We start from the raw sequence: 25,636 nt of genomic DNA, 5'->3' as shown, positions 1-25,636 counted from the left end.
GCAATTAGGCATTTTGTGGGGGTTAGGCATGGCGGACGTACGTGACCGACAAAAGAAGATTCGAAATTTTTCAATCATTGCTCATATCGATCATGGTAAATCGACCTTGGCGGACCGGATATTGGAATATACCGGCGCTTTGACCTCCAGGGAGATGCAGGCCCAGGTGCTTGACCAGATGGATTTGGAGCGGGAACGCGGGATTACCATTAAATTGCAGGCTGTTCGTCTGGGCTACAAGGCAGATGACGGCGAAGAATACATCTTGAATTTGATCGATACGCCGGGACACGTCGATTTTACATACGAGGTATCCCGCAGTCTGGCTGCATGCGAGGGCGCGCTGCTCGTGGTCGATGCAGCACAGGGCATTGAAGCGCAGACGCTGGCAAACGTGTATCTGGCGCTTGACAACAACCTTGAGATCGTACCTGTTATCAACAAAATTGATTTGCCCAGCGCTGAGCCGGAACGGGTTAAGCAGGAGATCGAGGATGTAATCGGCCTTGATACGAGCGATGCGGTATTGGCCTCGGCCAAGGCGGGAATCGGAATCAAAGAGATATTGGAGCAGGTGGTCAAGAAGATGCCTTCGCCAAACGGCGAACCGGATAATCCGCTCAAAGCGTTGATATTCGATTCCCACTATGATGCTTACAAAGGCGTAATCGTCTATGTCCGTGTCGTTGACGGCAGCATCAAGGCAGGCAACAAAATCCGCTTCATGGCTACCGGCGCCGAGTTTGAAGTTATTGAAGTGGGCGCATTCATGCCGCGCATGGCGATCGTATCGGAGCTTGCTGTAGGCGATGTCGGATTCATTGTCGCCGGTATCAAGAATGTGAAGGACACCCGGGTCGGCGACACGGTTACCGATGCGAAGAAGCCGGCGCTCGAGCCGCTTCCGGGCTACCGCCGGATCAATCCCATGGTATTCTGCGGGTTGTACCCGATCGAAACACAGGATTACAATGATCTGCGGGATGCGCTGGAGAAGCTGGAGCTTAATGATGCTTCCCTGCGCTATGAGGCGGAGTCGTCAACAGCGCTTGGTTTCGGCTTCCGCTGCGGCTTCCTGGGCTTGCTGCACATGGAGATTATTCAGGAGCGGATCGAGCGGGAATTCAATATTCCGTTGATTACGACGGCTCCGAGCGTTGTGTACCGCGTAACACTGACCGACGGATCGGTGATCGAGATCGACAACCCGTCCAATTTACCTGAGATCGGCAAAATCGATTTCGTGGAAGAGCCGTATGTCAAGGCGGCCATTATTGTGCCCAACGATTATGTCGGCGCCATCATGGAGCTTTGCCAGAACAAACGCGGCGAGTTCATTAATATGGAATATTTGGATACCAACCGCGTGACCATCAGCTATAACGTGCCGCTGTCGGAAATCGTTTATGATTTCTTCGACCAGCTCAAATCGAGCACGAAGGGCTATGCATCCTTTGATTATGAATTGTCGGGCTACCGTCAATCCAAACTGGTCAAAATGGAGATCATGCTTAACAATGAGCAGGTTGACGCATTGTCTGTCATTGTACACCGCGACCGCGCCTATAACCGCGGACGGGTAATATGCGAGAAGCTGAAAGAGCTTATTCCGCGCCAAATGTTCGAGGTGCCGATTCAGGCATCCATCGGTACAAAGGTCATTGCCCGTGAGACCGTCAAGGCCATGCGCAAGAACGTTCTTGCCAAGTGCTACGGCGGGGACATCAGCCGGAAGCGCAAGCTGCTGGAGAAGCAGAAGGAAGGCAAGAAGCGGATGAAGCAGGTCGGCAGCGTGGAAGTGCCGCAGGAAGCCTTTATGGCTGTCCTCAAGATCGACGATTAATCCGTCTTTTGCGGTTCCGTCATGGGCCCAAAAGAACAGATGAGAGGGAGCCAAGTGCTCCCTTTTCGACTTATAGAGCAATTATTTGACTGCCCGGGAAGCGGGCGGAAGGTTATGTGCTGCTTTCCGAAATCACGGCTGTGATTAAGGTACAAGGCTGCTTACGCAAGGGCCGGGTTTTAATTGGAGGTAATCTAAATGTTGAACATTGCGCCGAGCGCGCTTTATATTCATATCCCTTTCTGCACAAACAAATGCTTTTACTGCGATTTCAACTCCTACGTGCTTAAAGGACAGCCCGTCGATGATTATCTGACTGCGCTTGAACACGAGATGGAGCTGACTGCAGCGGCGCTGCCGCCGCAGGAAATCCGCACGGTTTTTGTCGGCGGCGGAACGCCAACCGTGCTGAATCCGGTCCAGATGGAACGTTTTCTGTCTTCTGTGAAACGGCATTTTCCGCTGTATGGCGATCTTGAGTTCACCATGGAAGCCAATCCTGGGACAACCGATCCCGACAAGCTGGCTGCTATGCGGGCAGGCGGCGTCAACCGCATCAGCTTCGGCGTGCAATCCTTCGACAATGGCTTGCTGGAGCGGATCGGACGCATTCATAATGTGGACGATGTATACCGCAGCATAGAGAATGCGCGCGCTGCCGGCTTTGACAACCTCTCCATCGATCTGATGTTCGGTCTGCCTGGGCAGACGGTGCAGCTGCTCTCCGAGAGCGTGGACCGTGCGCTGGCGCTTGAGCTGCCGCATTATTCGCTGTATGGCCTGAAGGTGGAGGAAAATACGCTGTTTCATGCCATGTACGAGCGCAATGAGCTGCCGCTTCCTCCGGAGGATGATGAACTGGCGATGTATATGCTGCTTATCGAGAAGCTTAAGGGTGCGGGCTTTCATCATTATGAGATCAGCAATTTTGCCAAGCCGGGCTTCGAGAGCAGGCATAATACAACCTACTGGCGCAACGAGCCCTATTACGGACTGGGTGCCGGCGCCCATGGTTATGCCCGCGGCGAGCGGCATATGAATATCAAAGGGGTACAGCCATATATCGATGCTGCGGGCGTCAGATTGCCGCGTCTCGAAACGAACAGAGTCAGCGATTATGAGGCGATGGAAGACTTTATGATGGTTGGGCTTCGTTTGCTGGAGGGTGTGAGCGAATCTGATTTTGCGGCTCAATTCCCCGGCCGTACCATTGCAGCAGAATTCGGACCGGAGCTTGCGCCGCTACTTGAGAACGGACTGCTGGAGATAACCGGAGCAGCAGCCGGCAACCCTCAGGGATACAAGCTTTCCGGCAAAGGATTGCCGCTGGGCAATGAAGTTTTTGCCGCATTTATAGGAACAAAGGATGAGGCTGTGGTCGATTGACCCTGCATTTTGCTCAGGGCTGGTGATCAATGAATTATTTGAAGGCGGCAGGAAGGCACCGTCACGGGTGTCTTTTTGCTATTTAACAATACTTTTATCATAGACTCTGTATAGAAATTTCCCCGCGGGAAGATGTCCATAAATTTTTCTTGTACAGTTATGCGTAGTAGTGTATATTTATTCGTATTATCCGATTTAATGGAACACCCGGGTGGAGGCGAAAAGCGATGCAAGCACAAGCGGTATGCAGAAAGGCAACAATAGAAGACGCAGGCACATTGGCTGATCTGATTGCGGGTTATGCCCAGAAGGGGATCATGCTGCCGCGCTCGAAAGAGGTGCTGCAGCGTCAGATTGATACTTTTATAGTCGCAGAGGTGGACGGGGAAGTGGTGGGCTGCGGATCGCTCTGCAAGCTCGGAACGGATCTCGTGGAGATACGTTCACTCGGCATCTCCGAAGGCTATAAGGGGCTCGGTATTGGAAGCAAGCTTGTAGACTTCCTTATTGAAGAAGCCAGAAATCAGCACATCACCAAAGTCATGGCGCTGACGTATGAAGTCACCTTCTTCCAGAAAAACGGCTTCAAAATCGTGGATAAAGAAATTTTTCCCGAAAAAGTATGGAAAGACTGTGTACATTGCGCCAAGCAGCATGCTTGCGATGAAATAGCAGTCCTGAAAATGCTGAACTGACTTGACAATAGGCAAGTTGGTTTGGTATTTTTGTATTAATGATTAGCACTCAACGATAACGAGTGCTAACGAGGTTGAGAAATTGCATTCAACAATGGCAATAACATCGTTTTGCTCTGCAAAACCACAGGAGGTGCTGCGATGCTTACAGAGCGGCAAAGAATGATACTTAGCGCAATAATTGATGATTACATTCGTTCTGCAGAACCTGTAGGCTCCCGCAGTATTTCCAAACGCGGCGATGTCGGCTACAGTCCTGCTACGATTCGCAACGAGATGGCCGATCTGGAAGAGCTCGGATTTTTGGAGCAGCCCCATACGTCGGCTGGCCGTATCCCTTCTACCAAGGGCTATCGTTATTACGTTGACCATCTTGTCAGGCTGGGTAAGGTCAATGAACAAGATTTAAGCACAGTGCGCTCGTTTTTTGCGGAAAAAATGAACCAAATGGAAGAAATCATCCAGCATGCTGCGATGATCCTTTCCAATCTGACGAATTATACGTCTATTGTTTTGGGACCGGAGACGTTTACGAATTCGCTCAAACATTTTCAGCTCGTTCCGCTCAGCTCGGATACGGCAGTTGCAATTGTTGTGACGAATACCGGACATGTCGAGAACCGGACGGTTTCGCTTCCTGCTGATATGAGTATGGAAGAGATGGAGCATGCGGTTAATGTTTTGAACCATAAGCTTATCGGTGTGCCGATTTCGCGGCTGAAATCGAGAATTTATTCGGAGGTCGGGCAGGAGCTCGGCCGTTATGTGGATGGATGTGAGCGGCTGCTGGGCATTCTAGACGAAGCGCTGATGAACGATGAAGACAACCGCGTTTTTCTTAGCGGGACGACCAACATGCTGACGCAGCCGGAGTTCAAGGATGTTGACAAAGTAAAGACGCTGCTTGATCTGTTCGAGCAGACTCCCACCCTGATGCGCATGTTCACGGCTTTGCCAAGCGGCATTCAAGTCAGGATCGGTACTGAAAACGCACATGAAGCGATTAACAACTGCAGTTTGATCACGGCGAACTATTCCGTTGACGGCCAGTCGCTTGGAACGATCGGCATTCTTGGTCCTACCCGGATGGATTACGGGAAAGTGATCAGCCTGATCGATATTTTGTCCAAGGACATGGCCGTGCTTCTCGGTCGCTGGTATAAGTAAAGCATATTTAAGGAGGTGAAGCGGCCCGTGAGTGTGAATGAACAACATACTGATGAAGATCATAAACATGAAGTGACTGGCGCTTCGGAAGAGATATTGGATACGCAGGAGCAGGCAGAGGTTGTAGAGGCTGCAGAAGCCGAAACATTCGATTCTGTTGAAGAAACGCAGGCAGATGTGCGATATGAGGAGCTTCAGAAGCAGGTGGAAGAGCATCAGCAGCGTTATCTGCGGGCTCAAGCGGATTTTGACAATTTCCGCCGCCGCACGATCAAGGAGAAGGAAGAGCTTGGCGCGTATGCTTCCATGAAGCTGATCGGGCAGCTGCTGCCCGTTGTCGACAACTTCGGCCGTGCCATTGAAGCAGGACAAGGCGGCGGTGACGTGGAGTCGTTCGCTAAAGGCGTTGACATGATCTTCCGTCAATTCCAGCAGGTTCTGGAACAGGAAGGCCTGAAACCGATGGAAGTCGTCGGCGAACCCTTCAATCCGGAATTCCATCAGGCGATTATGCAGGTGGAATCGGAGGAGCATGAAGAAGGCATTATTGTCGAAGAAGTCCAAAAAGGCTATATACTGAAGGATAAAGTGCTGCGTCCCGCTATGGTTAAAGTAAGCAGTTAGGACAACAGCTGACTATAAAACATAACAATTTAGGAGGATTTCTATTATGAGTAAAGTCATTGGTATCGACCTTGGAACCACAAATTCCTGCGTAGCCGTTATGGAAGGCGGCGAGGCTGTCGTTATTCCAAATCCGGAAGGCAACCGTACAACCCCTTCGGTTGTCGGCTTCAAGAAAGACGGAGAACGTGTTGTGGGCGAGGCTGCAAAGCGTCAATCCATCACCAACCCTGACCGTACAATCAGCTCCATCAAACGCCATATTGGCACAAATCACAAAGAAACGGTTGATAGCAAAGATTACTCGCCCCAAGAGATATCCGCTATCATCCTGCAGAAGCTGAAATCCGATGCCGAAGCTTACCTCGGCCAATCTGTCAGCCAAGCCGTTATCACGGTGCCTGCCTATTTCAATGACAGCCAGCGTCAAGCTACGAAGGATGCAGGTAAAATCGCCGGTCTTGAAGTGCTCCGTATCATCAATGAGCCAACCGCAGCCGCTCTTGCCTACGGTCTTGAGAAGACTGAAGATCACACCATTCTCGTTTATGACCTTGGCGGCGGTACGTTCGACGTATCCATCCTTGAATTGGGCGATGGCTTCTTCGAGGTTAAAGCGACAAGCGGAGACAACCATTTGGGTGGAGACGACTTCGACCAGGTCATCATCGATTATCTGGTATCAGAATTCAAAAAAGAGCAGGGCGTGGATCTTTCCAAAGATAAAGCAGCTGTGCAGCGTCTGAAAGATGCGGCGGAAAAAGCGAAAAAAGAGCTTTCCGGTACAGTAGCTTCATCCATTTCGCTCCCGTTTATTACGATGGCGGACGGCGTTCCCCAGCATTTGGAGATGAACCTGACCCGCGCCAAATTCGATGAGCTTTCTTCCGCTCTTGTTGAGCGCACGCTCGGCCCAACCCGTCAAGCTTTGAAGGATGCCGGAATGAGTGCAAGCGACATCGATAAAGTCGTGCTTGTCGGCGGTTCGACACGTATTCCTGCGGTACAGGAAGCAATCAAAAAACTGATCGGCAAAGAGCCGCATAAAGGCGTTAATCCGGATGAGGTTGTTGCCCTCGGCGCTGCCGTTCAAGCCGGCGTACTGACAGGCGATGTGAAAGACGTTGTCCTCCTCGACGTTACCCCATTGTCATTGGGTATCGAAACGGCAGGCGGCGTGTTTACCAAAATGATCGACCGCAACACGACCATTCCGACCAGCAAATCACAAGTATACTCGACCTACGCGGACAACCAGCCTAGCGTTGAGATCCATGTTCTGCAGGGCGAACGGGAAATGGCGGCAGGCAATAAAACGCTGGGACGCTTCACACTTGGCGATATTCCTCTTGCGCCGCGCGGCGTACCGCAAATCGAGGTTACTTTTGACATTGACGCTAACGGTATCGTTAACGTATCCGCTTTGGATAAAGGCACAGGCAAAAGCCAAAAAATCACGATCACTTCTTCGAGCGGTTTGTCCGACGAGGAAATTGAGCGCATGATGAAGGATGCCGAGCTGAACGCGGATGAAGACCGCAAACGCCGCGAGCTTGTCGAAGCGAAGAACAATGCGGACCAGCTTGTTTATTCCGTTGACAAAACGATCAAGGATCTGGGCGATAAAGTAGATGCCGGCGAGATTGAGAAAGCAAACGAAGCCAAAGAGAAAGTGAAAACGGCGATCGCAGGCGACAATCTTGAAGAAATTACGGCTGCTGCCGAAGCCTTGACGGAAATTGTTCAGCAGCTGTCCGTGAAGCTGTATGAGCAGGCTGCTCAGGCCGAGCAGGGCGCTGATGGCCCTCAAGCCGATGCTGCCGGCGGGGACAGAGGCAAAGACAATGTCGTAGATGCCGACTATGAAGTCGTCGACGACAAAAAATCTTAAGACGTTAAGCGGAGCGCCGTCCGAGCCCGGACGGCGCAGCCTTTTCTTCCTGAAACGAACTTTCCCGCCAAATGGCGGCGACAGCCGTTTCTTTCTTGTATCAGAAAAAGTATAATCTTCATGAGTATACTTTTCTGATATTTTTGTGTGGGATGCTGCGCCGCAAAACGCGACGCAGCGTTTCTTCTTGTCCATCTGTTAACGGACGGGAACGGCTAGCGCCATAGGGGAATACGAAAGACGAGGTGACGGATTTGGCAAGCAAGCGTGATTATTATGAAGTACTCGGCGTCGCGAAGAATGCCGGGGAGGAAGAAATCAAGAAAGCGTACCGGAAGCTTGCGCGTCAATATCACCCTGACGTGAACAAGGAGCCGGATGCGGAAAGCAAGTTCAAGGAAATGAAAGAAGCTTATGACGTTCTGAGCGACGGCAACAAAAAGGCCGCTTATGACCAATACGGTCATGTCGATCCCAACCAGGGCTTTGGCGGAGGCGGCGGTTTTGGCGGCGATGCTGGCGGCTTTGGCGATATCTTTGATATGTTCTTTGGCGGAGGCGGCGGCCGCCGCGATCCTAACGCGCCGCAGCGCGGCAATGACCTGCAGTATACGATGACCATCGAATTTAAAGAAGCGGTATTCGGCAAAGAAACGGAAATTACGATTCCGCGCACAGAAACCTGCGATACGTGCACCGGCAGCGGCGCTAAGCCGGGAACCAAGCCGGAAACCTGTTCGGTTTGTAAAGGTTCGGGGCAGCAGGAAGTGGTTCAAAATACGCCTTTCGGCCGTATGGTGAACCGCCGCGCATGTACGAACTGCAGTGGCACGGGACGCATCATCAAGGAGAAATGCACCACGTGTCACGGAGCAGGCAAAGTTAAGCGCCAGCGCAAAATTAATATCAAGATTCCCGCAGGCGTGGATGACGGCGCGCAAATCCGCATGACCGGGGAAGGCGAAGGCGGAACACGCGGAGGCCCGTCGGGGGATTTATATATCGTAATCCGGGTGAAAGCCCATGATTTCTTCGAACGCGAGAACGACGATATTTATTGCGAGGTACCGCTCACTTTTGTCCAGGCGGCACTGGGCGATGAGATCGAAATTCCGACTCTTACCGAGAAGGTGAAGCTCAAGGTGCCTTCGGGTACGCAAACAGGCACCTACTTCCGTCTGAAAGGCAAAGGGGTTCCGCGCTTGCGCGGGTATGGCCAGGGCGATCAGCATGTAAAAGTGACGATCGTGACTCCGACCAACCTCAGTGACGAGCAAAAGGAACTGCTCCGCCAGTTCGGTGGAGGAAGCGAAGGAACAGGCCAAGAGGATCATCATGAAACGATTTTTGAGCGGATGAAGAAGGCGTTTCGGGGAGAATAGCATTCGTTCTCTGAAGAGCCCTGGAACCTGTCAGGAATAGAGGGTCCTGCGATCGGTTATGCTACTCAATTGACGGGAGAATATCCTAAGCATTTGAGGAGGCATGCAGCAATGGCGAATGAAAAAAACAAGACTGATGATTGCGTCGTTATTTTGCCTGTCGGCAGTGAAGAGGATACTGAATTTGCCGAGACTGTGGATGACAATCATAATCATGAAGTCCGGAAGCGCGCAGCAGATCAATCCGCGCAGTCCGCGCACGAATGAAGGTTACGATATGACCTCCAGAATAGTCGCTGTGTTTCAGGATGGAAGCAGAACCCGCGAGGCTCAGCTGAAGCTGCAGGCGCTCAGAGTGACTGAGGTCGAAGGCGAAGCGGACGGATCCATGCTTACTGCAATGGTTGAGGATGATTTGGTGGACCGTGCGCTGTATCTTATTCGTCAAACGGGTGGAACGACAGAGCTTTGAAGGAACCTGAAGAGGGCTGTGTGCTTCTGGATCGGTATTACCGATTCGGGCTCGCAGTCCTTTTTTTGATGCCTTGCGGTGCCGATGGCAGGAAAAATTTAACGTCAGTGGAAGCTTTTTTGTGCAAGCGGGGTTTCTGGTGTAAAATAGACGGGCAAAGGTTTTATACATAGGAGGGCGTACGGCTGTGAAATGGTATGAATTGACGATCTCAACAACGGAGCAAGCGATTGAGATGATCACTAATTTTTTGCATGAGATGGATGCGGACGGCGTATCGATTGAAGAATCGGGTACGCTTAACAAGCAGCGGGACACATCATTGGGGCAATGGTATGAGACCCCGCTGAACGATATTCCCGAAGGCCAGGCCATCATAAAAGGATATTTCCCCGAAGCGACGGACATGGCTGCGCTGGAGGCGAATGTAAGGCCGCGGATTGATCAGCTGCGCGAGTTTGGCATTGATGCCGGCGACTATCTAATATCCACGGTCATCGTGGATGAGGAAGATTGGGCCACAGCCTGGAAACAGTATTTTAAGCCGATTCAGGTATCGCCGCGTCTGACAATTAAACCGACCTGGGAAGAGTACCACCCTGCGCCGGGCGAGGAAATTATTGAGCTTGATCCCGGCATGGCCTTTGGTACCGGAACACATCCCACTACTGCGCTGTGTCTGAGGACGCTTGAATCCGTAATCCGCGGGGGCGAAGAAATCATTGATGTGGGAACCGGCTCCGGCATTCTCGCGATCGGCGCAGTGCGGCTGGGAGCCAAACGGGTGCTTGCGCTCGATCTGGATCCGGTTGCGGTCTCCTCCGCAACGGAGAATGTCAAGCTGAACAAACTGGAATCAACTATACAGGTACAGCTAAGCGATCTGCTGGGTGTTGTTCAGACCAGTGCCGCTTCCGGCTCTGCCGCGTCCATCATTAATGTAACGCTTCCTGTTGATCTGGTGGTTGCCAACATTCTGGCAGAAATTATTTTGCTGTTCGTCGACGATGTTTATGCTGCTTTAAAGCCGGGTGGAATCTACATAGCCTCAGGTATTTTCAAAAATAAGGAAGATGTGGTGGAAGAGGGACTGCAGAAGTCCGGCTTCATCGTCACCGATCGTCAGCGGGACCAGGACTGGATCGCTTTCGTTGCACGAAAGCCGCAATAGCAAGAAGCGTTTGAAAAACAAAGCTTATGCTTACGAAGTGAGTTTTCCTTCGGAAAATTCTTAGGAGGTCCATTGTGTCCAATTTTCTTTGGTATCCCATTGAGGATTTACCCTTTATTTTTATTGTGATCATGATTGCTTTTACGGTACATGAGTTTGCCCATGCTTACAGCGCTTATAAATTTGGCGACCGCACGGCTTACGATGCGGGAAGAGTGACGCTTAATCCGCGAGTCCACATCGATATTTTCGGGATGATTCTATTGCTGATCGCCGGCTTCGGCTGGGCGAGGCCTGTACCGGTCAATCGCAGTAAGTTCAAGAATCCGAGACTGATGGGGATTGTGGTCTCTGCAGTGGGGCCGCTGAGCAATCTGGTTACCGCAGCGCTTGGCATTTTACTGCTGTATGTATTGAATCAAACGGGCCTGATGGACGTAGGCTCGATCGGCGTGCACAGGGCGATCATTCACTTTTTGTATTATCTGATCACGATTAACCTTATGCTGTTCATCTTTAACCTGATTCCGATTCCTCCGCTTGACGGCTATCGGATCATTCAAGACCTCGTTCCTTTGAAGGTCAGATTCAAAATGGACCAGAACGTTCATTGGGGCATGTTTGTTTTTTTACTGATCATCTTTATTCCGCAGCTCCGGGCAGTTACGCTGGATCCGTTGTTTTCCCAATCAAGCAGTATCATTGAAGGCCTGCAGAATTTCTATGAGCTGTTCTTCAGGCCGGTCAGCTGGCAAAGCTTTATTCTGGACTTCCTTGGTTACACGAGAACGTAATCCCAGACTTTGCCGCACTCTTCCCGAGTCATGACCAAAAATAGGGAGGCTCTGGCGCGGCTGATCTAAAACGTGTATGATAAAGGTTGGAGTTTTTTTGAATTATCGGCAGGGTTGGTTACCTTCTCTATACTTTGCTGGTTTTTCTAAGGGAAGAATAGTGCTCGCCGCAAGCCGGTGCAGCTCCTCTCTTTTTATGCTCCGTCTTTGTTGTTTCAACAATCGATAACGAAGGGTTTCTGAATAGCATGCAGCGATATTTTGTAGCGCCGGAGCAGCTTGCCGGCGACGAATTGGTATATCTGACCGGCGAGGATGCTCATCATGCCCTGCGTGTCATGCGAATGGAGCCGGGCGATGAGTTTATCGTCAGCGATGGCGCCGAACGTACGGCAAGAGCGGTTATCCGCACGGCGGAGGCAGGACGGGTGGAAGCGGCTGTTGCGGAATGGCTTCCGATGAATGGTGAGCCGGCATGGTCCGTTACGATAGCGCAAAGCTTGCCGAAGGGCGATAAGATGGAGCTGGTCATTCAGAAAGGAACGGAAATCGGCGCAGCTGCCTTTATACCGTTCCAATCGCAGCGGATCATCGTCCAGTATGATGAGAAGAAAGAAACGAAGCGTCTGGAGCGCTGGAGCAAAATAGCCAAGGAAGCGGCAGAGCAGGCTCACCGCAGCCGCATCCCGGAAGTGAAGGCGGTATTATCCTGGCGCCAGCTGCTGAATGAGTTCAGCCAATATGATTTGGTGCTGTTTTGCTATGAGAAGGAGAGCGGATCGGCAGGCGCAGGACTGCGCGATGCGATTCGTTCTTTTGAAGAAAGCGGCAGGATGGTGGACAGGAAATCATCCCGGATTAGCGTACTGCTGATTGTCGGCCCTGAGGGCGGATTTACACAGCGGGAAGCCGAGGAGGCGGAAGCGACTGGCGCCGTTATCGTAGGGCTCGGGAAACGCATTCTGCGTACCGAGACAGCGGCGATGGTAGGCCTGGCCTGCCTGATGTACGAATCCGGAGAAATGGGAGGCGAATAACGACATGCCGTCGGTTGCATTTTATACATTGGGCTGTAAAGTAAACTTCTATGATACGGAAGCGATCTGGCAGCTGTTCAAGAATGAAGGCTATGAGCAGGTTGATTTTGAGACGACGACCGCTGATGTCTATTTGATCAACACATGCACGGTAACCAATACGGGCGACAAGAAGAGCCGCCAGATTATCCGGCGTGCAATCCGGCGTAATCCGGATGCTGTAATTGCCGTGACAGGCTGTTACGCTCAGACATCCCCGGCTGAGATTCTGGCTATTGAAGGCGTCGATCTGGTAATCGGCACGCAGGGCAGGGACAAATTACTGGACCATGTCCGCGAGATCCAGGCCGACCGCAGACCGGTCAACGCCGTCCGCAATATTATGAAAACACGCGAGTTCGAAGAGCTGGATGTTCCTGACTTTGCCGACCGTACACGGGCCTTTCTGAAAATCCAGGAAGGCTGCAATAACTTCTGCACCTTCTGTATTATTCCCTGGTCCCGCGGGCTCTCCCGCAGCCGCGACCCCGAGAGCGTGCTTAATCAGGCACGTCAGCTGGTGGCTGCCGGATACAAGGAGATCGTTCTGACCGGCATTCATACCGGCGGGTACGGCGATGATATGGAAAATTACCGTTTATCCGATCTGCTTTGGGATTTGGACAAGATCGAAGGACTTGAGCGCATCCGCATCAGCTCCATTGAAGCAAGCCAAATCGATGATGCCATGATCGACGTGCTTAACCGTTCATCCAAAATGTGCCGCCATCTTCATGTTCCTCTCCAGGCAGGCGATGATACCGTGCTCAAGCGCATGCGCCGCAAATATACGGTTGAAGAATTTGCCGAGAAAATCCGTCTTCTTCATCAGGCTATGCCCGGGGTGGCGATTACGACAGATGTGATTGTCGGCTTCCCGGGGGAAACCGAGGAAATGTTCGAGAATGGCTACCGCCTGATGGAAGAGTTGAAGTTCTCGGAAATGCATGTGTTCCCTTATTCCAGAAGAACGGGTACGCCTGCGGCCCGGATGGAGGAACAGGTGGATGAAGGGATTAAGAATGAGCGTGTCCACAAGCTGATTGATCTTTCGGAGCAAATGCAGCTTGAATACGCCAGGAAATATGTCGGCGAGGTACTGGATGTCATTCCCGAGCGCGATTACAAGGGTGCACCTGGAACGGGACGCGTTATGGGCTACACGGACAACTACCTGCAGGTTGTATTCGAAGGTTCGGAGCTGCTTATCGGCCAGCTGTGCCGGGTAAAAATCACTGAGGCTGGTGTTAACGAATGCTTTGGTCAGCTTGTCCGTGTTCTGAAAACCAATGAAGCTCCGGTATCGAAACAGCTGGATTCCGAAATTGCCGCCCTGCCTGAAGCCTTAAGAGCTTAGGCGGAGCGTTTCATTCATATTTTAAAATTGCGAGGATTCTTATCCGCCCTGAAGTATGGGGCTGCGAAGAGAATCCTTGCTCTACATAGGTCACAGCACCAGGCCGAAGGCATTCATGTGCCTTAAGGTGAGGCCACCTGAATAGCGGAGGGGAAGCGTATATGAAAGAAATTTCGGCAGGAGGCGTTGTATTTCGCCGTATTGACGGCGGGCTGCAAATCCAATTAATTCAGGACCGTTACGGCAAAATCTCGCTTCCCAAGGGAAAAATGGAGCCTGGTGAGACAGTCGAACAAACGGCTCTGCGTGAAATCGTAGAGGAAACGGGAATGGAAGGCGTTATAATCGCTCCCATCGACCAAATTAAGTATAAGTACAATCACGAGACCAAAGGCTCTGTCGATAAAGAGGTGCATTATTACCTCGTTGAAGCGGTTGGAGGCAAGCTGCAGGCCCAGGTGGAGGAAATCCGCGGGGTTGAATGGTTTGAGCCTTCCGAGGCCTGGCGCCGTCAGCGTCAATCAGGCTATAACAACAATGATCGTATATTGTCGGGAGCGCTTAAGCTGCTCGGCCTGGAGGTGCGCGGAAATGGTTGAAGTTTGGACGCCGGATTCATCGCTGGCCCGTTTTATTGATCACACCCTGCTGAAGCCGTCCGCTTCGGAACAGGATATTTTGCAGCTGTGCAAGGAAGCCATCGCCTACAAGTTTTACAGCGTTTGCGTGCATGGATCATGGGTTGCATTTTGCCGGAAGCAGCTTGCCGGAAGCGATGTCGCGATCAGCGCCGTTTGCGGTTTTCCTCTGGGAGCGATGGCGACGAAGGTGAAAGTGTTCGAAGCCGTCAGTGCGGTTGAGGATGGGGCCAGGGAGATCGATATGGTGCTGTCAATCGGAGCAGTCCTGGAGGGGCGCTTGGATAGCGTATCCAGAGATATCGCTGCTGTGGTGAAAGCGGTGGAAAACCGGGCGATCGTCAAAGTTATTCTGGAAACGGGATTTCTGGATGACCGGCAAAAAGTCGAAGCTTCACTTGCAGCCGAAGCTGCTGGCGCCCATTATGTGAAAACCTCGACCGGGTTCGGTCCGGGAGGAGCAACGGAAGCGGATATCAAGCTGATGCGGGCATCCGTTGCAGCTGGTACCGGAGTCAAGGCCTCCGGCGGTATCCGTGACAGGGATACGGCGATCCTGATGCTGCGCAGCGGGGCGAACAGGCTCGGAACGAGTGCGGGAATCGCGATTGTCAGTCCGGAGTCAACCGCTTCAGCGCCGGGTGATAGCAGAGCGGAAGGGCAATCAGGGAGCTCATTATATTAAAAATCGTTTGAGCATGGGCGATTTGTGACGCCGGGGACGCGCTCATCCAGGCGGATACTGCCTGCAGCTCCGCGACAAACGGGGCGAATAGCGCCGCGCCGCCAACATTCAGGGCGGTATGGGACCATGCGACAAAAATGCCGGATTTGGTGCCGCCAAGCGACGCAAGAAGGGCTGTTACACAGGTGCCCACATTCGCGCCAATTACAACGGCAATCCCGATTTCAACGGGCATCGCGCCAACGGATGTAAGACCCATAATAATACCGATGACGGCGGCGCTGCTGTGCACTGCCGCTGTTAATACGAACCCGGCTGCCAGCCCCCAGAGTACACTGTCCTCCGCGCGGTTCAGAAAAGTGCTGAACAAGCCGCTTGTTTGAACGGCCGGGGCAATGGACTGCATCACGCTGATCCCGATCAGCAGGAGAGCAAAACCGGCTATAATCACGGCGGCGCTACGGACAGGTTGAAACCAGCGATGTCCGGCTGCCCCTCCTGTGTTGGTGGAGTAGCTGGCCGATCGAAACGGCATGAGCTTCATTTCTCCGATCAGCGCCGTCACCAGCCAAAGTCCGCATGCCGCAGCAAGCAGGGGCCAAGCCAGGCGGTTAATGTTCAGTCCGATCAGCTCTGTTGTCAGGCAGGTTCCGATATTGGTGCCAAGAATAATGCCGAGCGTGCGCGGGAAAGTGAGCAGACCGGCATTGACAAGTCCCATCGACATGACTGTGACGGCCGTGCTGCTTTGCAGAACGGCCGTTGCTGCTGTTCCGACGGCAAGACCATGCAGCGGCGTCGCTGTTGATCGCTGCAGCACGAGGTGCAGATGCTTGCCGACCGAGCGCTGGAGAGCGAGCTCCATCGCTTTCATACCCAGCATGAACAAGGCAAAACCAAGCAGCATAGGCGCAATAATGGAGTGAATCATGAAGGCAGAACTCCTTTTACGTTCATATAATTAAAGACCGGCTGTTGTATCGATACATATGCGTAAAAACGGACAACCATGACAAGCAATGACCATTTGAAGGGCGGAAGCAGGATATGAAACACCCCAGAGCAATACTGCTGCGTGATCGCAAAAAAAGAGTAGAGCAGGGACATCCCTGGGTTTATGCCAGTGAAATCGACCGCATGGAAGGCGAGGCTCTTCCCGGGGATTTGGTAGATCTGCACAGCCACCAGGGACGGTATCTGGCCACGGGTTATTGGAATCCCCAGTCGCAAATTATAGTAAGAATTGTTTCCTATCAACCGATTGAAGCCATGGATGAAGATTTTTTCCGTGAACGCTTCGAGCAGTGCGCGCTGCACCGCAGCCGGTTCGTACAGGATCATGATTGCCGCCTTGTTTATGGCGAAGCGGACAGGCTGCCAGGGCTGATTGTCGACCGTTTTGGCGATGTGCTGGTGGTGCAGCTGCTGACGCTTGGCATGGATGCCCGGCGGGAAGCCATTACGGCCGCCTTGGCTGCCGTTTTCACGCCGAAGGGCATATATGAGCGCAGCGATGTATCGGTTCGCGCGCTTGAGGGTCTGGAAGAGAGGACAGGAGTCATCTACGGGGAATGCCCGCGCATCGTGGATATTCATGAGAATGGACTGCTGCTCGAGGTGGACATCGTCGAGGGGCAGAAAACCGGCTATTTTTTCGACCAGCGTGAGAACCGCGCATCCATCGCTCCCCTCATGAAGGGCTGGGGATGGCGCAGCGGCATCAAGCTTGAAGAGCGCTCACCCGATGAAGCCTCCGATGACACGGGAGCATTGGCGGAGCTGCAGGAGAGCACACGGGTTCCCGTCAATGCGAACGGTAAAGCCGTTACTTTCCCTTATTGGGACGGGGCCACCGTTCTGGAATGCTTCGCCCACACGGGCAGCTTCACGCTGCATGCCTGTCAATACGGAGCCAAGAAAGTGACATGTCTCGATGTATCCTCCCATGCTATCGAGACTGCCCGCCGCAATACGGCCCGCAATGGCTTCGAGGACCGGGTCGAATTTGTGGTCGCCGATGCTTTCGAATATTTGCGGTCGCAGGTGAAAGGGCTGGATGAGCGGGCGGAGCGCGGGAGAGCCGGACTTGCGGCTGGCGGTAAAATGCCGGATACCTCCAAGCCGATGGGGAACGCAGGCCGGACATGGGACGTCGTTATTCTCGATCCACCCGCGTTCGCCAAATCCAAGAGCGCCGTTCCGGGAGCGATCCGCGGCTATAAAGATATTAATTTGCATGGGATGAAGCTGGTGAACGAAGGAGGCTACCTCGTGACGGCCAGCTGTTCCTACCATATGCGCCCGGATTTATTTCTCGAGACTGTCCAGTCGGCTGCCGTCGATGCGGGCAAGCAGCTGCGGCTGATCGAATGGCGGGCTGCCGGCAAGGATCACCCCCAAATTCTGGGAGTTAGCGAAGGCCACTATTTAAAGTTTGCTATTTTTGAAGTCCGCAGCCGCTAGACTGCAAGTCGAATAAGGTCCAAGGTAAGTCGTCTTCTGCAGCGCCGGTCTACGCTGTCTGGGACGGCTTTTTGACTTGGATGCCTCCAGACAAGACAGGCAGCTGTGGATACGCCTTATCAGGAGGGGATAACTGTCTGAATTTCCGATGCTTTCATAAGATGCATGATTTACCTAATGGATTGCGAACAAATGTTTGCTTTTTTGGATGAAAACAAGATACAGGTATGATAGAATAATAGAATCGAAACGGCGAAGGGGTGAGCGTATGGCGCTCCGATTGGTAATAGGAAGATCGGGAACCGGCAAGACCCGGTTCTGTCTGGATGAGATACGCAATCAGGTGCTGGAGCAGCCGGGCGGTCCGCCGCTTGTAATGCTCGTGCCGGAGCAGGCTACTTTTCAAACCGAATATGCCCTTCTGGGAGAATCGCAGTTGAGCGGGACGATACGGGCCCAGGTGCTCAGCTTCAGGAGGCTGGCTTTCCGCGTTATGCAGGAGACGGGCGGAACAGCCCTCGTTCCAATCAGCGAGAACGGCAAGAACATGCTGCTGTACAAAATCGTGCATCGGCTTCACGATGACCTGCAGTTATATCAGGGAAGCGAGTCGCAGCCCGGGTTTATCGAACGGCTTGGCGATCTGATGACGGAATGGAAGCGGTACGGGATAGAGCCGGAAGATATTGAAACATTCCTGTCGGAGGGCGGTTATGGGAGCAGTAATCAGCTGCTTAGCCGCAAGCTTCACGATCTGAGGCTGATTGGTGGGCAGCTGGTCAAGGAACTGACCGGTTTATACATAGATGCTGAAGATTATTTATCCTGGCTGATTCGAGGCTTCCACGAAGCGCCTTCGATGCGGCAGACGCATATATGGGTGGATGGCTTTCACGGCTTTACCCCCAAGGAATTCGAAGCGCTTGAAGCTCTGATGCGGCAAGCTGAAGAGATCACAGTAACACTAACGCTGGACCGGGTATATGGGGCCGGGGAACAACCTCATGAGCTGGATATGTTCCGCTCCACTGCCGAGACCTTCCTGAAGCTGCGTGAGCTGGCGCTTGCCAATAATGTTCCGGTGGCAGAGCCGGTGGTTCTGAATGGCGGGACGCCCTGGCGTTACCGCGGCAGTCCGATGCTGGCGCATCTGGAAGGGCATTACAATGACCGCGCTCCGCTGAAGCTCACGCAGGAGCAGCTGGATGGCGGCGGGCTGACGCTTCACAGCGCCGTTCACCGGCGCGCCGAGGTGGAGGCTGTGGCGCGCGACATTGTCCGCAAAACGCAGGACGAAGGGCTCCGCTACAGGGATCTCGCCGTCATGGTGCGAAATGCGCCGGACTATAATGATTACATAACGGCCGTGTTTGCCGATTACGGAATCCCTTATTTTCTTGACCAAAAGGATGCCGCACTGCATCATCCTCTTGTGGAATTTATTCGCTCTGCTTTGGAAATTGCCGCTCATGGCTGGAGATATGAAGCGGTATTCCGCTGCATCAAAACGGAGCTCCTCATGCCTGACGACGGTAGACTGACACGGGAATCCTTCGACATTCTGGAGAACTACGCTCTGGCTGCAGGCATTGACGGTAACCGCTGGTTGACCCGCAGCCAGTGGAAGCCCTTGATGAGAGATACGCTTGATGGCGATCCTGCGGAGGCCCGTGAACCGGATATCCGCCTGCTGGAGGCTGTTCTTGCCGCGCGGGAAGCCGTAGTGACGCCGCTCCACAAGTTTACTAGGTCTCTGAAGAAGGCGGGCAGCGTCAGGCAGATGTGCGAGGCCTTGTATCAGCTTCTTATGGGAATTGATGCTCCCGACCAACTGGAGCGCTGGAGCCGCAGAGCGGCAGCTGAAGGGAAAACCCAAATTGCCCGTGAGCACCGGCAGCTGTGGGACGGGGTTATGAATATACTGGATCAGCTGACAGAGATGACAGGGGACGAGTCTATGAAGGTCCCCCTGTTCGCGGGTATGGTGGAAACAGGTCTTGAGAGTCTCAAGCTTGCTGCAGTTCCGCCGGCGCTGGATCAGGTGCTGGTCGGGAATATAGACCGTACCCGTTCGGGAAGGGTGCGCGGTTGTTATGTGCTGGGAGCCAACGATGGAGTAATGCCGCAGAGAATTCAGGAGGATGGCGTTCTTACTGAGCAGGAACGGGAGACGTTGGGAAGCGGAGGGCTTCAGATGGCGCCGGGAGTCCGCAGGAGACTGCTTGACGAGCGTTTTCTGATTTACAACGCATTAACGAGCGCAAGCCGTTATTTGTGGATCAGCTGGCCGGTAGCGGATGAAGAAGGAAAAAGTCTTCATCCCTCCGAAATTATGCGCCATATGAAGCAGCTTTTTCCAGGGATACAGGAGAAGGGGATAGCCGCCGAGCCTGCTGCCGGGATGGAAGAGGAGGAGCAGCTGTCTTTCATTTCCCATCCGGAGCGGACGCTCTCATATGTCATCAATCAGCTGCGCGCATGGCGTCAAGGTACGGACATCGCACCGGCATGGTGGGAAGCCTTCAACTGGTTTGCTGTCCGGCCACGCTGGCAGGACAAGCTGGGACGGCTTGTGCGTTCGCTGGAATATACGAATTTCGTGCCTTCCCTGTCGCTGGCCACCGCCGATCAGCTTTATGGAACATTGCTTAAGGGCAGTGTGTCCAGAATGGAACGGTTTGTTTCCTGTCCGTTCCAGCATTTTGCCATCCACGGGCTAAGACTGCGTGAGAGGGTGTTGTTCCAGCTTGGAGCGCCGGATATCGGGCAGCTGTTCCACGCTGCCCTCAGCAGGCTTGCACTATCGCTTGGGGAGAGATGGGGCATGCTCGGTGCGGAGCAAATCCGGGCTGAGTCCGCCATCGTTGTTGAAGAATTGGCCATGCGTCTTCAATCGCAGATTCTGCTGAGCAGCAGCCGGCACCGTTATGTCGCGCGCAAATTAAAAGATATAGTCGGCCAAGCCGCCGTTATTCTGGGCGAGCATGCGCGGCGCGCGCTGTTCCAGCCGGTTGGGCTCGAAATTGACTTTGGTCCGGATGGTCCCCTGCCTCCGGTAACGATTCCATTGGCCAATGGCCGCATGCTTGAGATGTCCGGCCGGATTGACCGGGTTGATGCGGCCCAAACCGATGAAGGCCTGCTGCTGCGTGTGATTGATTACAAGTCTGGCGCTACGCAGCTGCGCCTCGAGGAGGTTGCTTACGGGCTGGCGCTGCAAATGCTGACCTATCTGGATGTCCTGCTCAGCGCTGCCCCAGAGTGGCTGGGGCAGCCGGCCAAGCCCGCAGGCGTGCTTTATTTTCATGTGCATAATCCGCTTATATCATCCTCCAATGTGCTCAGCAGCAATAAGGCCGGTGCAGAACGTCTGAAGCGGTTCAAGCTTAAGGGGCTCGTGCTGGCTGATGAAACAACGGCCAGAATGATGGATGGCGCGCTGGAATCCGGCTATTCGGAGCTGCTTCCTGTGGCGCTCAAGCGGGACGGCGGTTTTTACAGCAGCTCCTCAGTCGTTTCGCATGAACAGTGGGATACGCTGCGGCATTCCGTACGCAGGACGCTGCGCCGGATCGGAGACCGGATCTCCGCCGGCGATGTGGCAATTGCGCCCTACCGGCTTGGCGCCAAGACGCCTTGTCAATTTTGTGCCTACAAACCGGTCTGCCAATTTGATCCGCTCATTGAAGGCAATGCCTTCTCCAAGCTGCACAAACCGGGAAAGGACGAGGTCTGGCAGCTGCTTGCCGCAGCTGAAGAGGCAGATGGCCCTCACGGCTTGGATCTGATTCAGGTACTGAATAAGAACGGCTTCACCGATATGGATGCGAAAGGGGGACAAGGGTAGTGGCTGGATTAACCGTGCCAGGAAAGCCTGAGGGCAGCATCTGGACAGATGACCAATGGAAGGCGATTGTAACCGGAGGCTCCAATGTCCTTGTGGCTGCAGCTGCAGGATCAGGTAAAACGGCAGTGCTTGTTGAGCGGATTATCCGCAAGATTTCGGATGATACCGATGTCGACCGGCTGTTAGTTGCCACTTTTACAAAAGCGGCTGCGGCCGAGATGAAGGAGCGTATCCGGATGGCGCTCGAGAAGGAGCTGGAGCGGCAGCCGGGCTCCGATCATTTGAAGCGCCAGCTGGCGCTGATGAGCCGGGCTTCGATTACAACGCTGCACTCCTTCTGTCTGGATGCGATTCGCCGATATTATCCGCTTATCGGTCTTGACCCCGGATTTCGCATCGCCAATGAAACCGAGGCCGAGCTGCTGCGGATGGATGTATTGGACTCCATCTTCGAAGAGAACTATCTGCAGGCCGAGGAAAGCGAGAGCGATTTTCTGCGTCTCGTGGATCGGTTTGGAGGCGAGCGCGGGGATGAGCCGCTCTATGCGCTGGTACTCCAGCTGTACAATTTCGGGCACAGCCACCCCTGGCCGGATGTATGGCTGAGAGAGACGGCTGCGGCATTCCAGGTAGCGGATGCGGCCGAGCTTGGACGAACCGAATGGGTCAGCAGCATCGCAAGTGTTGTTGTCCTGGCGCTGGAGGGAGCCGGGAGCCTGCTTCAGCAAGCGCTGGATTTGACACGGCTTCCCATGGGCCCTGATCATTATGCGGCTACCCTTGAGGATGATCTGGCGCTTGTCCGCAATTTAACCGCCCATACCCGCGAGCTGCCGTGGGAGCGGTGGTATGAGGTATTCGCTGAGGTTGGTTTCGGCAAGTTAAAGAGCCGGCGGGGCGACGACTTCGACAAGGGTCTTCAGGAACAGGTCAAGGAGATCCGGGACATGGCCAAATCGATTATTTCGGACATGACCGACCAGCTGTTTGTGCGCTCCGCGGATGATTTTGCAGCTGAGCTGCGGGAGCTTGCGCCAGTTATGCATACGTTGGCCGAGCTTGTGATTGACTTCGGCAGCCGGTTTGAGGAAGCGAAGCGCGAGAAGGGGCTGATCGATTTCGGGGATATGGAGCATTACTGCCTGCGGATTCTCCGTGATCCCGCTTCTACGCCCGAGCTGTCCGTCCCTTCGGCGGCAGCCATTGAATATCAGCGTCAGTTCGATGAAATTCTGCTGGATGAATATCAGGACACCAATATGGTGCAGGAAGCCATCGTTTCTCTGCTGGCGCGGCCCGGAGCGGGCAACCGGTTCATGGTGGGCGATGTGAAGCAGAGCATTTACCGGTTCCGTCTGGCGGAGCCGAATCTCTTCCTGCAGAAGTATAAATCCTATTCATCCTCGATTGTTGAAGAAACGGGCTCTTATGCTGCAGCCGGTGTCCGGATTGACCTGGCACGAAATTTCCGCAGCAGGTCTGAGGTTGTGGAGGGAGTGAACGGTGTTTTTCGGTCCATCATGCGCGAAAAAGTCGCGGAAATGGACTATGACGAGCGGGCTGAGCTTGTTTGCGGGGCGGATTATCCGCCTGCAGCTGAAGGCGGCCCGGCTGAGCGCTACGATGTTGAATTCGCGCTGATCGACAAGGGGGGAGGCAGCGGCGTCAAGGATGGCGAGCCTGCATTCGCCGGTGACGAGAGCGAAGACGGGCCAGACTCCGCTTCGCCTTCCGGTGAAGAGGCGCTTGATCTGCAAACCGTTCAGCTCGAGGCCCGCTACATCGCGGCCCAAATCGCCAAGCTCAAGGGACTTGATTCCGCGCTTGGAGGCGGTGGAGCCCCATTTGAAGTTTATGACGGAAAACGCCGGCGGAAGCGTGTATTGGCCTGGCGCGATATTGTCATTCTGCTGCGCGCGGACAAGCAGTGGGCGCCGGTAATTATTGAGGAGCTGCAGTCCAGCGGCATACCGGCATATGCGGAACTAAGCACGGGATATTTTGAGGCGACGGAAGTCGAGACCATCCTCTCGCTGCTGCGCGTTATCGATAATCCGTATCAGGATATACCGCTTGCCGGCGCGCTTCGCTCTCCCATATTTGGTCTGACAGCCGAGGAATTGGCGCAAATCCGCATTATCGGAGGGCGCGCCTCCTATTATGATGCCGTAAAAAAAGCAGCCGGCGCTTCGCTCATCGAAGAAACGACCCGCATCAAGCTGGCCGATTTTCTCACGCGTCTGGAGCGCTGGCGGGAAGAATCCAGGCGGGGGGCGCTGGCCGAGCTGCTGTGGAATATCTTCCGGGAGACGGGTTATTACGATCTGGTTGGCGGAATGCCCGGAGGTGTGCAGCGGCAGGCCAATTTGCGGGCTCTGCATGACAGGACGCGGCAATATGAGGCCACAACTTTAAGGGGGTTATTCCGTTTCCTGCGTTTTATCGACCGGATGCGGGAGAACGGGGGCGATTTGGGTACGGCCCGGGCCATTGGCGAGCAGGAGGATGTTGTCCGGATCATGTCCATTCACAAAAGCAAGGGACTGGAATTCCCCGTCGTCTTTGTCGCAGGACTTGGCAAGCTGTTTAACCGGCAGGACCTGAACGGAACGTTTCTGATGCATAAGCAGCTTGGCTTCGGGCCGCGCTTTATTGATACGGAACTCCGGGTGAGCTATCCCACGCTTCCCTATCTGGCAATCCGGGAGCAGATGCGGATGGAGACGCTGGCCGAGGAAATGCGCATTCTGTACGTAGCGCTTACCCGTCCCAAGGAGAAAATGTTCCTGATCGGTACGGTATCCGATGCTGCCAAGCAGCTATTGCGCTGGCAGTCTTCGCTTGATGGGGAAGGGCGGATTCCGGATTACCGCCTTTCGCAGGCCAAAAGATTCATAGATTGGCTCGGACCGTTGGCCGTGCAGGAGGGGATTCCCATTACGGTCGAGGTGGCTGGTGATGCTTCTCCTTATACGGTTATGGACGTAATCAACGAAGTGGAAGAGCGGTCGGAGCTTGGATTGGATGCTGAAGCGGACTCCGGTGAATCCGCGGCTAGCTATACGGTAGAGCAGACGAGCCGGGCAACAGGCAGAGCCTGGAGGACAGGCATTGTCCCTGCAGCCTTGTTCGGGCTGGAAGCAGCCGCAGCCGTAGAGACGGATGTAGCGTCAGAAGCGGAATTCGCAGAGCGGATGCAGGCCGTCCAGGCGCTTGTACCGATTCCGGAATCGCCTGCGGCAGCGGCCGAAATCGAGCGCCGTCTGGCATGGAGCTACCCGCACTATGCCGCAACCGTGATTGCTGCCAAAACATCGGTTACCGAGATGAAGAGGATGCATGCTGAAGCGGCGGCAGATGAGAATGCCGCTGTCGTACTGCTGCCTGAGGAGGCTGGATTACCTCCGGCCGCGGAAGCTTCCACTCTGTGGAACGTTGGGGCTTCGGAACTGTCCGGCGCTCCGGCGGAGAAGGATGATCACGGGCAGGATGCTCCATTGGCAGCAGACGAACGAGCTGCTTCACGTGGCAGGGAGTTTACGGACCGGCCGGCAGAAAATTTCTCAGGCGGGGAATATACCTTCCGGCTGCGCCGGCCCAAATTCATGGAGGAGAAGGCGTTGACCGCCGCGGAGCGCGGGACGGTCAGTCATTTGGTTATGCAGCATATTCCCCTTGATGCAGCGGTGGATGAAGGCATTATCCGGGATACCATCGCGGTTCTGCAGGAAAAGAGCATGCTTTCGGCCGAGCAGGCAAGTGCTGTTGATACGGCCCAGGTTGCTGCATTCTTCGCAAGCGAAATCGGTCAAAGGCTGCTTGCGGCTGGCTGGGTCCGCCGGGAAACGCCTTTCAGCTGCACGTTTCCGGCTTCCCGCATCTATCATCGCGAAGCGGGAGCTGTTGGCGATGAGCCGATTCTGATTCAGGGGATCGTCGATTGTATGTTCGATGACGGGAATGGGCTTGTTCTCCTCGATTACAAAACCGACAAAATTTATATGAAGCAGTGGAGCGCTGCCGCTGAGAGGCATCGTTTCCAGCTGTCGCTCTATGCGGAAGCGATCAGCCGAATTCTTGACAGGCCTGTCATGGCCTGTTATGTGTTTTTCTTTGACGGGGGACAGGCGGTACAGCTGTTTTAA

Annotated in this window: 19 protein-coding genes; 18 read left to right on the top strand and 1 reads right to left on the bottom strand. The window is 53.9% G+C overall.

Annotated features, from left to right (window positions below; genetic code table 11):
* The first annotated feature begins 28 nt into the window (after nt 1-28).
* The 15 genes from lepA (at nt 29) to deoC (ending at nt 15,181) form a co-directional block, all read left to right on the top strand.
* Nucleotides 29-1,843: a translation elongation factor 4 gene (gene lepA, locus ACFOLF_RS06980; RefSeq protein WP_210037731.1), complete on the top strand. Its 1,815-nt coding sequence runs from the start codon at nt 29-31 to the stop codon at nt 1,841-1,843.
* Between the two features lie 198 nt (nt 1,844-2,041).
* Nucleotides 2,042-3,229 carry a radical SAM family heme chaperone HemW gene (hemW, locus tag ACFOLF_RS06975; RefSeq protein WP_210037730.1) on the top strand — a complete coding sequence of 396 codons (1,188 nt, stop codon included), beginning with the start codon at nt 2,042-2,044 and terminating at the stop codon, nt 3,227-3,229.
* A gap of 227 nt (nt 3,230-3,456) precedes the next feature.
* Entirely contained in the window at nt 3,457-3,924 is a 468-nt protein-coding gene (locus ACFOLF_RS06970; protein ID WP_210037729.1) for an N-acetyltransferase, read from the top strand.
* A gap of 141 nt (nt 3,925-4,065) precedes the next feature.
* Complete coding sequence (gene hrcA, locus ACFOLF_RS06965) at nt 4,066-5,091, top strand: heat-inducible transcriptional repressor HrcA (protein WP_210037728.1); 1,026 nt, start codon at nt 4,066-4,068, stop codon at nt 5,089-5,091.
* Between the two features lie 27 nt (nt 5,092-5,118).
* Complete coding sequence (gene grpE / locus ACFOLF_RS06960) at nt 5,119-5,715, top strand: nucleotide exchange factor GrpE (RefSeq protein ID WP_379114060.1); 597 nt, start codon at nt 5,119-5,121, stop codon at nt 5,713-5,715.
* 46 nt (nt 5,716-5,761) lie between these two features.
* Nucleotides 5,762-7,606: a molecular chaperone DnaK gene (gene dnaK, locus ACFOLF_RS06955; protein WP_210037727.1), complete on the top strand. Its 1,845-nt coding sequence runs from the start codon at nt 5,762-5,764 to the stop codon at nt 7,604-7,606.
* A 254-nt stretch (nt 7,607-7,860) separates the two neighbouring features.
* Nucleotides 7,861-8,988: a molecular chaperone DnaJ gene (dnaJ, locus tag ACFOLF_RS06950; protein ID WP_210037726.1), complete on the top strand. Its 1,128-nt coding sequence runs from the start codon at nt 7,861-7,863 to the stop codon at nt 8,986-8,988.
* Between the two features lie 111 nt (nt 8,989-9,099).
* Nucleotides 9,100-9,255, top strand: coding sequence for a hypothetical protein (locus ACFOLF_RS06945; protein WP_210037725.1), 156 nt, complete (start codon nt 9,100-9,102; stop codon nt 9,253-9,255).
* Nucleotides 9,203-9,460: a hypothetical protein gene (locus tag ACFOLF_RS06940; RefSeq protein WP_210037724.1), complete on the top strand. Its 258-nt coding sequence runs from the start codon at nt 9,203-9,205 to the stop codon at nt 9,458-9,460. Before ACFOLF_RS06945 ends, ACFOLF_RS06940 begins: the two co-directional genes overlap by 53 nt.
* A gap of 187 nt (nt 9,461-9,647) precedes the next feature.
* Entirely contained in the window at nt 9,648-10,631 is a 984-nt protein-coding gene (gene prmA, locus ACFOLF_RS06935) for a 50S ribosomal protein L11 methyltransferase (protein WP_210037723.1), read from the top strand.
* 74 nt (nt 10,632-10,705) lie between these two features.
* Nucleotides 10,706-11,425 (top strand): site-2 protease family protein, encoded by a 720-nt coding sequence (locus tag ACFOLF_RS06930; protein WP_379114062.1) that lies wholly within the window; start codon nt 10,706-10,708, stop codon nt 11,423-11,425.
* A 248-nt stretch (nt 11,426-11,673) separates the two neighbouring features.
* Nucleotides 11,674-12,462 (top strand): 16S rRNA (uracil(1498)-N(3))-methyltransferase, encoded by a 789-nt coding sequence (locus tag ACFOLF_RS06925; RefSeq protein WP_210037722.1) that lies wholly within the window; start codon nt 11,674-11,676, stop codon nt 12,460-12,462.
* A 4-nt stretch (nt 12,463-12,466) separates the two neighbouring features.
* On the top strand, nt 12,467-13,858 hold the full coding sequence (mtaB, locus tag ACFOLF_RS06920) for a tRNA (N(6)-L-threonylcarbamoyladenosine(37)-C(2))-methylthiotransferase MtaB (protein WP_210037721.1): 1,392 nt from the start codon (nt 12,467-12,469) through the stop codon (nt 13,856-13,858).
* A 161-nt stretch (nt 13,859-14,019) separates the two neighbouring features.
* Entirely contained in the window at nt 14,020-14,457 is a 438-nt protein-coding gene (locus tag ACFOLF_RS06915) for an NUDIX hydrolase (RefSeq protein WP_210037720.1), read from the top strand.
* Nucleotides 14,450-15,181, top strand: coding sequence for a deoxyribose-phosphate aldolase (gene deoC, locus ACFOLF_RS06910; protein ID WP_210037719.1), 732 nt, complete (start codon nt 14,450-14,452; stop codon nt 15,179-15,181). The genes ACFOLF_RS06915 and deoC overlap by 8 nt, the downstream gene beginning before the upstream one ends.
* On the opposite strand, the gene ACFOLF_RS06905 is transcribed toward deoC, so the two are convergent.
* Complete coding sequence (locus ACFOLF_RS06905; RefSeq protein WP_210037718.1) at nt 15,108-16,112, bottom strand: Na/Pi cotransporter family protein; 1,005 nt, start codon at nt 16,110-16,112, stop codon at nt 15,108-15,110. The genes deoC and ACFOLF_RS06905 overlap by 74 nt on opposite strands.
* A gap of 116 nt (nt 16,113-16,228) precedes the next feature.
* Here ACFOLF_RS06905 and ACFOLF_RS06900 point away from each other — a divergent pair, with 116 nt between their 5' ends.
* From ACFOLF_RS06900 to addA, 3 genes are all read left to right on the top strand, one after another.
* Complete coding sequence (locus tag ACFOLF_RS06900; RefSeq protein ID WP_210037717.1) at nt 16,229-17,644, top strand: class I SAM-dependent rRNA methyltransferase; 1,416 nt, start codon at nt 16,229-16,231, stop codon at nt 17,642-17,644.
* Nucleotides 17,645-17,912: 268 nt separating this feature from the next.
* Nucleotides 17,913-21,491, top strand: coding sequence for a helicase-exonuclease AddAB subunit AddB (gene addB, locus ACFOLF_RS06895; RefSeq protein WP_210037716.1), 3,579 nt, complete (start codon nt 17,913-17,915; stop codon nt 21,489-21,491).
* Nucleotides 21,491-25,636, top strand: coding sequence for a helicase-exonuclease AddAB subunit AddA (gene addA / locus ACFOLF_RS06890; protein WP_210037715.1), 4,146 nt, complete (start codon nt 21,491-21,493; stop codon nt 25,634-25,636). Before addB ends, addA begins: the two co-directional genes overlap by 1 nt.

The sequence above is a fragment of the Paenibacillus sepulcri genome, from assembly GCF_042647105.1.
Classification (GTDB): domain Bacteria; phylum Bacillota; class Bacilli; order Paenibacillales; family Paenibacillaceae; genus Paenibacillus_Z; species Paenibacillus_Z sepulcri.
The sequence above is the reverse complement of the archived record's forward strand: the minus strand, read 5'-3'. Positions and strand labels throughout refer to the sequence as shown.

Bases quoted from the DNA above. Each gene is read 5' to 3' on its own strand.
- ACFOLF_RS06945 (WP_210037725.1), top strand. From the start codon at position 9,100: ATGGCGAATGAAAAAAACAAGACTGATGATTGCGTCGTTATTTTGCCT.
- ACFOLF_RS06940 (WP_210037724.1), top strand. From the start codon at position 9,203: ATGAAGTCCGGAAGCGCGCAGCAGATCAATCCGCGCAGTCCGCGCACG.
- hemW (WP_210037730.1), top strand. From the start codon at position 2,042: ATGTTGAACATTGCGCCGAGCGCGCTTTATATTCATATCCCTTTCTGC.
- ACFOLF_RS06970 (WP_210037729.1), top strand. From the start codon at position 3,457: ATGCAAGCACAAGCGGTATGCAGAAAGGCAACAATAGAAGACGCAGGC.
- dnaK (WP_210037727.1), top strand. From the start codon at position 5,762: ATGAGTAAAGTCATTGGTATCGACCTTGGAACCACAAATTCCTGCGTA.
- ACFOLF_RS06925 (WP_210037722.1), top strand. From the start codon at position 11,674: ATGCAGCGATATTTTGTAGCGCCGGAGCAGCTTGCCGGCGACGAATTG.
- hrcA (WP_210037728.1), top strand. From the start codon at position 4,066: ATGCTTACAGAGCGGCAAAGAATGATACTTAGCGCAATAATTGATGAT.
- lepA (WP_210037731.1), top strand. From the start codon at position 29: ATGGCGGACGTACGTGACCGACAAAAGAAGATTCGAAATTTTTCAATC.
- deoC (WP_210037719.1), top strand. From the start codon at position 14,450: ATGGTTGAAGTTTGGACGCCGGATTCATCGCTGGCCCGTTTTATTGAT.
- addB (WP_210037716.1), top strand. From the start codon at position 17,913: ATGGCGCTCCGATTGGTAATAGGAAGATCGGGAACCGGCAAGACCCGG.
- mtaB (WP_210037721.1), top strand. From the start codon at position 12,467: ATGCCGTCGGTTGCATTTTATACATTGGGCTGTAAAGTAAACTTCTAT.
- ACFOLF_RS06900 (WP_210037717.1), top strand. From the start codon at position 16,229: ATGAAACACCCCAGAGCAATACTGCTGCGTGATCGCAAAAAAAGAGTA.
- ACFOLF_RS06905 (WP_210037718.1), bottom strand. From the start codon at position 16,112: ATGATTCACTCCATTATTGCGCCTATGCTGCTTGGTTTTGCCTTGTTC.
- ACFOLF_RS06915 (WP_210037720.1), top strand. From the start codon at position 14,020: ATGAAAGAAATTTCGGCAGGAGGCGTTGTATTTCGCCGTATTGACGGC.